The sequence below is a fragment of the uncultured Methanobrevibacter sp. genome, from assembly GCF_902769175.1.
Classification (GTDB): Archaea; Methanobacteriota; Methanobacteria; order Methanobacteriales; family Methanobacteriaceae; genus Methanobrevibacter.
This window is the reverse complement of record NZ_CACXNW010000015.1, coordinates 120,110-128,049: the sequence shown is the minus strand read 5'-3', so window position 1 is coordinate 128,049 and position 7,940 is coordinate 120,110. Positions and strand designations below refer to the sequence as shown.

Below are 7,940 nucleotides of genomic sequence, written 5' to 3'. Positions count from 1 at the left end.
ATTCAGAAAAGGTAGTGGCTCTATTGTAAGAGTAGCTTTACATCAATTAGAAGATGCAGGTTACGTAGAAAAAGTCGATGCTGGAAGAATTATTACTCCGCAAGGTAGATCTTTCTTAGATAATACTTCTGCTGAATTAATTAAAGATATTCCAGAACTTTCAAAATATTAGGTAAAATTTTTTAATGGAATTGATCATGGAATATTTTATGATTATTTATGATTGATTCAATGAAAATAATTTAAATTTATGGGGATTATATCATGAGTGAACTTGATGAAATACGCAAAAGACGTATGGCTGAATTACAACAACAAGCAGCTATGAATGCTGACCAACAGCAATTGGCTCAGCAACAATTGGCTCAGCAACAAATGGCTCAACAGCAACAAGCAGAAATGGAAGCTCAATTAAAGCAAGCTATGAAGCAAATCTTGACTCCAGAAGCTCGTGGAAGATTGGATAATCTCAGATTAACCAAGCCTGAACTCGTTCAAAATATTGAGATTCAATTGCTCCAATCAGCTCAAGCAGGTTCTCTTAGAGGAAAAGTTACTGATGAACAACTTAAGGTATTGCTTAAAAATCTCATGGGTCAAAAGAGGGAAATCAACATTACAAGAAGATAATTGATTTTTGATTTTTGATTTCATTATAATCGGATTATAGGTTTTTAAGTTATTGACAATTATCAAGTTTTGATAAAATGAAAGCTTGTGTTCTTTATAGTGGTGGCAAAGACAGTTCCTTAATGGGAATCATTCTTGACCAATTAGGTTTTGATGTTGAACTTGTTACTGCTAACTTTGGTGTATACGATTCATTTCATCCAGCAGCAAATTCTGCCAAGTCCATTGGCTTGAAGCATAGGGTTTTGAATTTGGACATTTCCATTTTGGAAAAGGCTGTTGATATGATTATGGAAGATGGATTTCCTAACGATGGAATAAAATATCTCCATGAAGCTGTTGTTGAAGAGGTTGCAAATCATTACGATCTTGTTGCAGATGGAACAAGAAGAGATGATAAGACTCCTAAACTCAATAGAAATCAAATCAGGAGTTTAGAAGACAGAAAAGATATTCAATACATGAACTTGGACAGTTTTGGCTATAAGACCATCAAGTATCTTGTTGGCAATCTTTTTGAATTGAAGCATGAAAAGAGCAATAAAGATACAAGCTCTGATTATGAAGTTGAAATTCGTTGTTTAATTGATGAAAAGGGAGGAAACTCTTCTGAGATTTTCCCAGAACATTATCAAACCAATGTAATTGGATTAAAGAAGAATAATTAAACAACTTCCATCAAGCAATCACATAAATTAAATGAATTATTTTTCAAATATCAACTAGACATTGGAGAAGAAATGATCTTAAAATATAGGGGTGTTTAATATGGCAGAAGAATTAGAAAGAACTTATGTTATTCCACTTAGAAAAGTTAAAAACGTAAAAAGAACTATTAGAGCTCCTAGAGCTATCAGAGAAGTTCAAAACTTTTTAATGAAACATATGAAAGCTGAAGAAGTTAAACTTGACGCTTCTATTAACGAATTTATTTGGGAAAGAGGAATTCAAAAAATTCCATCCAAAGTAAAAGTAAACGCTGTAAAAGATGAGGAAGGTATTGTTAAAGCAACTTTAGCTGAAAACTAATTTGATTCCACTATATTTAATCATCTTTTTCAATCTATTTAATAAAATTTAGAAGGAATAAAAATGCTTAAAAGAGTAAATTTAACTGGAAATCCTAATTTAGGAGTTTACATATCCGTTAATGATGAAGTAGCTATTGTTCCTTTTAATCTTCCAACTGAAATGGAACCTGTAATGAAAGAGGCACTTGAAGTGGACATTATCAGAACATCCATTGCAGGATGCAATTTAAACGGTGTTTTATCTGCTGGAAATTCCAATGGTTTCGTTGTTTCCCCACATGCTACTGATAGGGAAATAGAAACATTAGAGGATGCAGGACTTAATGTCGCAAGGCTTCCTGGAAAATATACTGCAGTGGGAAACATTCTTGCAGTAAATGATCATGGTGCTATGGCAGGTCCAAACATTAAGGAAGAAACCATTAAAGTCATTGAAGATACTTTAAAGGTTCCTGTTGAGATTTATCAATTTGCTGAATCTAAAATCGTAGGTTCTGCAAGCATAGTTACAAACCAAGGTGCTCTTTTACATAGGGATACCTTATCTGATGAACTTGAACATGTTGAAGAGTTCTTTAAAGTAGATGCCAATATTGGAACTGTATGCAAAGGAATGCCTCTTGTAGGTGCATGCGGCATTGCTAACTCTAACGGTGTTATGGTTGGCGAGCACACTACAGGTCCTGAAATGGCTAGAATTGAAGAGGCTTTAGGCTTCTTGGGTTTCGGTGATTTTTAATTCATCATTGTTTAGGATATGTTGTTTAATTGATTTATTATCATTTAATTGCAATTAATTTAAGTTATTAATAATTGGTTATAAGTTATTGGATTAATAAATTAATTATTATAGTTTGATTATAGATAATTGAAGCTAATCAAAATTGTTTAATGATTGCATATTTGATTACTCTATAACATGGATGATTAATTATAGTATTATAGGGAAGGATTCTTATGATGACAAAAATTTATAGAATTAAAGGTAGCTTCGTAATGGGTAGTGAAACACAAGTTTTCACTAAAGAATTCAAAGCAATCAAAGAAGAAGATATTTATGAAAAACTTTATTCCATTTTCGGAAGTAAACATGGAATAAAAAGAAATCAAATTAAAGTTGATTCCATTGAAGAAATTACTGAGGATGAAGTATTAGATCCTGTAGTAAAAGCAATTCTCTAAATTGCTTAAAATAATCTTAGGGTGTTAAAATGGAAGACCAGCAAAAATTACAACAAATTTTAGCACAGCTTGAAGTATACAAACAACAAACTGAATTATACCAAACTCAAATTGATGCAGTTCAAGCTTCCCTTGCTGAAATTAAAATTTTAGAATCTACATTAGATGATATGAGTGGTAAAGATACCATTGAGACTTTAGTACCTCTTGGTGCTGGCTCCTTCATTAATGCAGAGATTAAAAATGAAGACAAAGTTATTATGAGTCTTGGTTCTGGTGTAGCAGTTTCCAAAACTTTTGAAGAAGCAAAAGCAACTACTGCTGAACAGAAAAAAGAGCTTGAAAACACTTTAGACAAATTATTTGAGGATTTACAGCAAATCACCAATATTGTTGCTCAGCTTTCTCCTCAAGCTGAACAGTTAATGCAAAAGCTTCAAGCTCAAGGAATGGCATAATTCAACTTTTAAAAAAGTTTGATTAAAATATTTTCACCAAGCTTCACAGATTTTAGTCTGTAGAATCTTGGTTCAAATCTTTTTTTAAAGACTTGTGATAATGGTTTTTTATCTTTTTCTTTTTTTTATTTTAAATTATCTTTTTTTAATTTTTATTTTAAATTTTTATTTAACGTGTCTTGTTTTTATTTTTATTTTAACTAGTCTTTTTTTAATTTTTATTTTAAATTTTTTATTTTTACTTTTTGCTATTTTTGAACTTTTATTTTATTTCATTTTATTTCCATAGTATTTTTATACTATTTTTCACATTATTTTTTCATATCCTTTTTTAAATTTTCATGAAAAGACATAATATTTCACTTAAAAAATAAGTAAGTTTATTAATTTTTAAAGATATAATTATATAATGATAAAAATATTTATTAAATATTTGATATTGTTTAAGAAATTTTAAAAATAATACTTATTATTAGGCAGGGATAAACTTGTTTGATTCATTAAAGAAAAAATTTGCTGAAGCAAGTGGTAAATTAAGGAATAAAGTCGAAGATGAGGCTAAAGAAGAGAATAATGTAGAATTAATCGAAGAATCTACAGAAGAAACTTTTGATGAAATCGAAGAGCCTCAAGAAGAAGTAGAAGAAGACTCTGAAGAGGAAGTTTCAGAAGAAGAAGTGGAGGAAGCTCCAGAAGAATCTCCAGAAGAAGTTCCGGAAGAATCTCCAGAAGAAGAAGTAGAAGAGGAAGCAGCAGAAGATTCTGACGATTTTGGTGATGAAGATGAAATTTCAGATGAGGAATTGGATGCAATGTTAGATGCTTCTTTAGAGGAGGATTCTGATAAGGAAGATCCTAAAGAGGATAAAAAAGACAAGTCTGGAGGGTTCTTTTCATTCTTCAGAAGAGATAAAAAAGATGACTCTAAAGAGGAAACTTCTGAAGAAGAGGAAGAAAAAGCTCCAGAAGAAGCTCCAAAAGATGAAACTCCTGAGGAATCAGTAGAAGAGCCTTCAGATGAAAAAGAACCGGAAGAGGAAGTTTCAGAAGAAGAAGTTTCAGAAGAGGCAGAAGAAGAAACTCAAGAAGACTCTGAAGAGGAATCTAAAAAATCCAAACTTGATTTCTTTAGACGAAAGAAGAAAGATGATTCTGAAGAGAAATCTGGTGAAGATAAAAAGGAAAAATCAGGTGGATTCTTATCATTCATTAAAGAAAAGTCAATTTCCGAAGATGATGTTGAAGACATTTTATTTGAATTGGAATTAGGTCTTTTGGAAGCAGATGTTGCAATGGATGTTTCAAGTGTTGTTGTAGAATCTGTTAAAAACGATTTGGTTGGTCAAAAGATCAAAAGAAGTAGTGATATTGAAGAATACACTTATGATGCACTTAAGAAAGCAGTGTACAACATCATCAATATTGAAGGAAAATCAATGACTGGAATGCTTGAAGAGAAAGTTGCTCAAGGAGAGCCTCTTGTAGTAATGCTTGTAGGTATCAATGGTACCGGTAAAACCACTACAATTGGTAAGCTATCTAATTACTACATTAAAAAAGGTTACACTCCAGTTATAGCTGCATCTGATACATTTAGGGCAGGAGCTATTGAACAAGTTGAATATCATGCAAACAACCTTGATGTTAAATTAATCAAGCATGAAAAAGGATCTGACCCTGCTGCTGTAGCATTTGATGCTGTTCAACATGCTAAAGCTAAAGGCAAAGAGCTTGTTTTAATAGACACTGCAGGAAGGATGCAAACCAACACTAACTTGATGGATGAAATGAAAAAGATTCGTAGGGTTTCCAAACCTGATTTGGTTGTATTCGTTGGTGATTCATTAACTGGTAATGATGCAACAGAACAGGCAAGAAAATTCAATGAAGCTATTGAATTGGATGGTGTCATACTCACTAAGGCAGATGCCGATTCAAAAGGTGGTGCTACACTTTCCATTGGTTATGTAATTCAAAAACCAATTCTTTTCTTAGGTATGGGACAATCCTATGATGATATTAAGGAATATGATGCTGACTGGATGTTAGACCAAATATTCTCTTAATCAACCACCAAACTTTTACTCGCCTACGGCCAAACTTTTACTCGCCTTCGGCTCGCAAAAGTTTGATCAAAAATATTTTAAATCTTTAAGAGTAATTCTCTTAAGATTTTTTATTTTTTTAATATTTAATTTATTTTTTTTATTTTTTTAATATTGATTTATCTTTTCTATTTTTTATTGTATAATCTTATTTTTTTCTAATTATTTCATATTTTACTTTATTTTATTGTTTATTTTATTTTTAGTCGATTAATAAGCCATAACTGATTTTTTTTATAATAATAAAATATTTGATTATATTTAAAGATTTATAAAGCAAAATTTAGAGAATTATAAAGTAAATTTTATATATTTATTTTATAAATATATAATAGTATTACTAGGTTAATAATTAATTTAATAAATTTTATATTCATTTTATTAATTATTAATTAATCTTAGGTTGAGATTAAACGATTTTTTATCCAAATAATTTATCTAATCGTTTAATGAGTTTATTTTAATTTTTTTTTTTTTATAAATGGTGTGATTATGGAAATGAATAGAAATTTAAAAATAGGATTGATAGTGGCTATTTCTGTAATAGTCCTTTTTGTATTATCCTTGCTAATTACAAGTGCACCAAATAGTAAAGACAATGCAGTTCGTTTCGGAGTATTAACTCTCTTGCCACCTCTTGTTGCTATTGCTTTAGCATTCATTACCAAAGAAACTATATTATCTTTGTTTATTGGGGTATTCGTTGGAGAATTTATGATTTCTGTTAACGACTTAAACATTGTAAACTCTGCTATCAATGCATTTTTAGCAATGGATTCTCAAATCATCAGCAGTATGGCTGATCCATGGAATGCAGGTATTATCCTTCAATGTTTGCTTATCGGAGGTATTATCCAACTGATAACTAAAATGGGTGGTGCAAAGGCATTGGCAGATGAATTTGCTAAACGTGCTGACACTCCTAGGAAAGCTCAGCTCTTTACTGAACTTTTAGGATTATGTGTGTTCTTTGACGATTACGCTAACTCTTTAATTGTAGGTCCTATCATGAGACCTGTTATGGACAAACTTCATGTATCAAGAGAAAAATTAGCATTTGTAGTAGACGCAACTGCTGCTCCTGTAGCAGGTATTGCTATTATTTCCACTTGGATTGGTTTAGAACTCAGTTTAATCATTCAAGGTTTCCACTCTATTGGAATGAATGTTAGTGGATTCGGAATATTTTTACAAACCATTCCATTTAGGTTCTATAACATTTTGATTTTGATTTTCATTGTTATCTCTGCAATCACTTACTATGAATTTGGACCAATGAAAGAAGCAGAGAAAAAAGCTCGTGCAAGAAAAGAAGATGAGCCGGTTGAATCTCTTGAAGCAACCAGCTTTGATGATGTTAAACCAGTTGAAGGAATTAAATTATCCGTTTGGAATGCAATTATCCCTATTGGAGTATTGATTATCGGTGCTCTTATTGCATTCTACTGGAGCGGATACACCACTATTTTAGGTGGGGAAGACAAAGCTTTAATCACCTTAATGCATACTTCTCCATTGTCATTCAATGGTATATTTGAAGCATTATCTGCTTCCGATGCATCTGTTGCATTGTTCCAAGCAGCATTGCTTGCTTCCATTGTAGCTATTGTCATGGCAGTTCTACAAAAGATCATGACTATTGAAGAAGCTATTGCTGAATGGGTAGGCGGTATGAAAACTATCGTTATCACTGGTGTAATCCTATTGCTCGCTTGGTCATTAGGTGGAGTTATTGGTGACTTAGGTACTGCTGATTACTTGGTAGGTATTCTGGCAGGTTCAATACCAGTATTCATCTTGCCAACATTGATCTTTGTTTTAGGTGCTTTGATTTCCTTTGCAACAGGTACCTCCTATGGTACAATGAGTATTTTAATGCCATTAACAATTCCTCTTGCTTGGGCAGTAAACCCTGAAATGGGCTTTGTAATCGTTTGTACAAGTGGTGTATTGACTGGTGCTATCTTTGGTGACCACTGTTCACCAATTTCAGATACCACAATCCTGTCCTCTATGGGTACAAGCTGTAACCACATTGCACACGTAAGTACTCAGATATACTATGCAATGTTTGTTGCAATCATTGCTATTGTATTCGGTTACATTCCAGCAGGATTCGGTATTCAATGGTACATCTCAATCCCTATAGCTATTGTAGTGATGTACATCGGATTAAGAGTAATTGGTGAAAAAGTGCCTTTTGAAGAGGCAGCTTAAATTTAGCAAATAAGTTGAAAAGTTAAATAATGCTTGAATAGTCAAAATCTATTTAAGCCTTTTTTCTTTTTTTATTTTATTTTTTTAGATAATCTTATGATTCTTTAATTAACTTTTATCTACTAGTTTAAAGTAATATATTCTTAACTTAGTTATTATTTTAGTGCAATATAGTTTAAGGTAATATGTTCTTTATTTAGTTATTATTTTAGTGTGATTTAGTTTAAGGTAATATGTTCTTTTAGTTTAAGGTAATATGTTCTTTATTTAGTTATTATTTTAGTGTGATTTAGTTTAAGGTAATATGTTCTTTATTT

At 31.4% G+C, this 7,940-nt stretch carries 9 protein-coding genes; all 9 read left to right on the top strand.

What is annotated here, in order from left to right:
- Positions 1–172 (top strand): 40S ribosomal protein S19 (locus QZV12_RS06790; protein WP_295619220.1); only part of this gene is annotated, 172 nt, incomplete at its 5' end.
- A gap of 92 nt (positions 173–264) precedes the next feature.
- Positions 265–630 (top strand): DNA-binding protein, encoded by a 366-nt coding sequence (locus QZV12_RS06785; RefSeq protein ID WP_295619211.1) that lies wholly within the window; start codon positions 265–267, stop codon positions 628–630.
- Positions 631–707: 77 nt separating this feature from the next.
- Complete coding sequence (locus QZV12_RS06780) at positions 708–1,298, top strand: hypothetical protein (RefSeq protein WP_295619208.1); 591 nt, start codon at positions 708–710, stop codon at positions 1,296–1,298.
- Positions 1,299–1,398: 100 nt separating this feature from the next.
- A complete protein-coding gene (locus QZV12_RS06775) occupies positions 1,399–1,659 on the top strand; it encodes a 50S ribosomal protein L31e (RefSeq protein ID WP_295619205.1) in 261 nt (86 codons plus the stop codon).
- Between the two features lie 63 nt (positions 1,660–1,722).
- Positions 1,723–2,400: a translation initiation factor IF-6 gene (locus QZV12_RS06770; protein ID WP_295619203.1), complete on the top strand. Its 678-nt coding sequence runs from the start codon at positions 1,723–1,725 to the stop codon at positions 2,398–2,400.
- A 218-nt stretch (positions 2,401–2,618) separates the two neighbouring features.
- Positions 2,619–2,843, top strand: coding sequence for a 50S ribosomal protein L18Ae (gene rpl18a / locus QZV12_RS06765; RefSeq protein WP_295619199.1), 225 nt, complete (start codon positions 2,619–2,621; stop codon positions 2,841–2,843).
- Positions 2,844–2,872: 29 nt separating this feature from the next.
- Positions 2,873–3,301, top strand: a complete 429-nt coding sequence (gene pfdA / locus QZV12_RS06760) for a prefoldin subunit alpha (RefSeq protein WP_295619196.1) — start codon at positions 2,873–2,875, stop codon at positions 3,299–3,301.
- A gap of 488 nt (positions 3,302–3,789) precedes the next feature.
- Positions 3,790–5,367 (top strand): signal recognition particle-docking protein FtsY, encoded by a 1,578-nt coding sequence (gene ftsY, locus QZV12_RS06755; protein ID WP_295619193.1) that lies wholly within the window; start codon positions 3,790–3,792, stop codon positions 5,365–5,367.
- Between the two features lie 531 nt (positions 5,368–5,898).
- Entirely contained in the window at positions 5,899–7,623 is a 1,725-nt protein-coding gene (locus QZV12_RS06750) for a Na+/H+ antiporter NhaC family protein (RefSeq protein ID WP_295619190.1), read from the top strand.
- Positions 7,624–7,940 lie beyond the last annotated feature (317 nt).

Excerpts from the sequence above, each read along its gene's own strand:
- QZV12_RS06770 (WP_295619203.1), top strand. The coding sequence starts at position 1,723 with ATGCTTAAAAGAGTAAATTTAACTGGAAATCCTAATTTAGGAGTTTAC.
- QZV12_RS06775 (WP_295619205.1), top strand. The coding sequence starts at position 1,399 with ATGGCAGAAGAATTAGAAAGAACTTATGTTATTCCACTTAGAAAAGTT.
- pfdA (WP_295619196.1), top strand. The coding sequence starts at position 2,873 with ATGGAAGACCAGCAAAAATTACAACAAATTTTAGCACAGCTTGAAGTA.
- rpl18a (WP_295619199.1), top strand. The coding sequence starts at position 2,619 with ATGATGACAAAAATTTATAGAATTAAAGGTAGCTTCGTAATGGGTAGT.
- QZV12_RS06785 (WP_295619211.1), top strand. The coding sequence starts at position 265 with ATGAGTGAACTTGATGAAATACGCAAAAGACGTATGGCTGAATTACAA.
- QZV12_RS06750 (WP_295619190.1), top strand. The coding sequence starts at position 5,899 with ATGGAAATGAATAGAAATTTAAAAATAGGATTGATAGTGGCTATTTCT.
- QZV12_RS06780 (WP_295619208.1), top strand. The coding sequence starts at position 708 with ATGAAAGCTTGTGTTCTTTATAGTGGTGGCAAAGACAGTTCCTTAATG.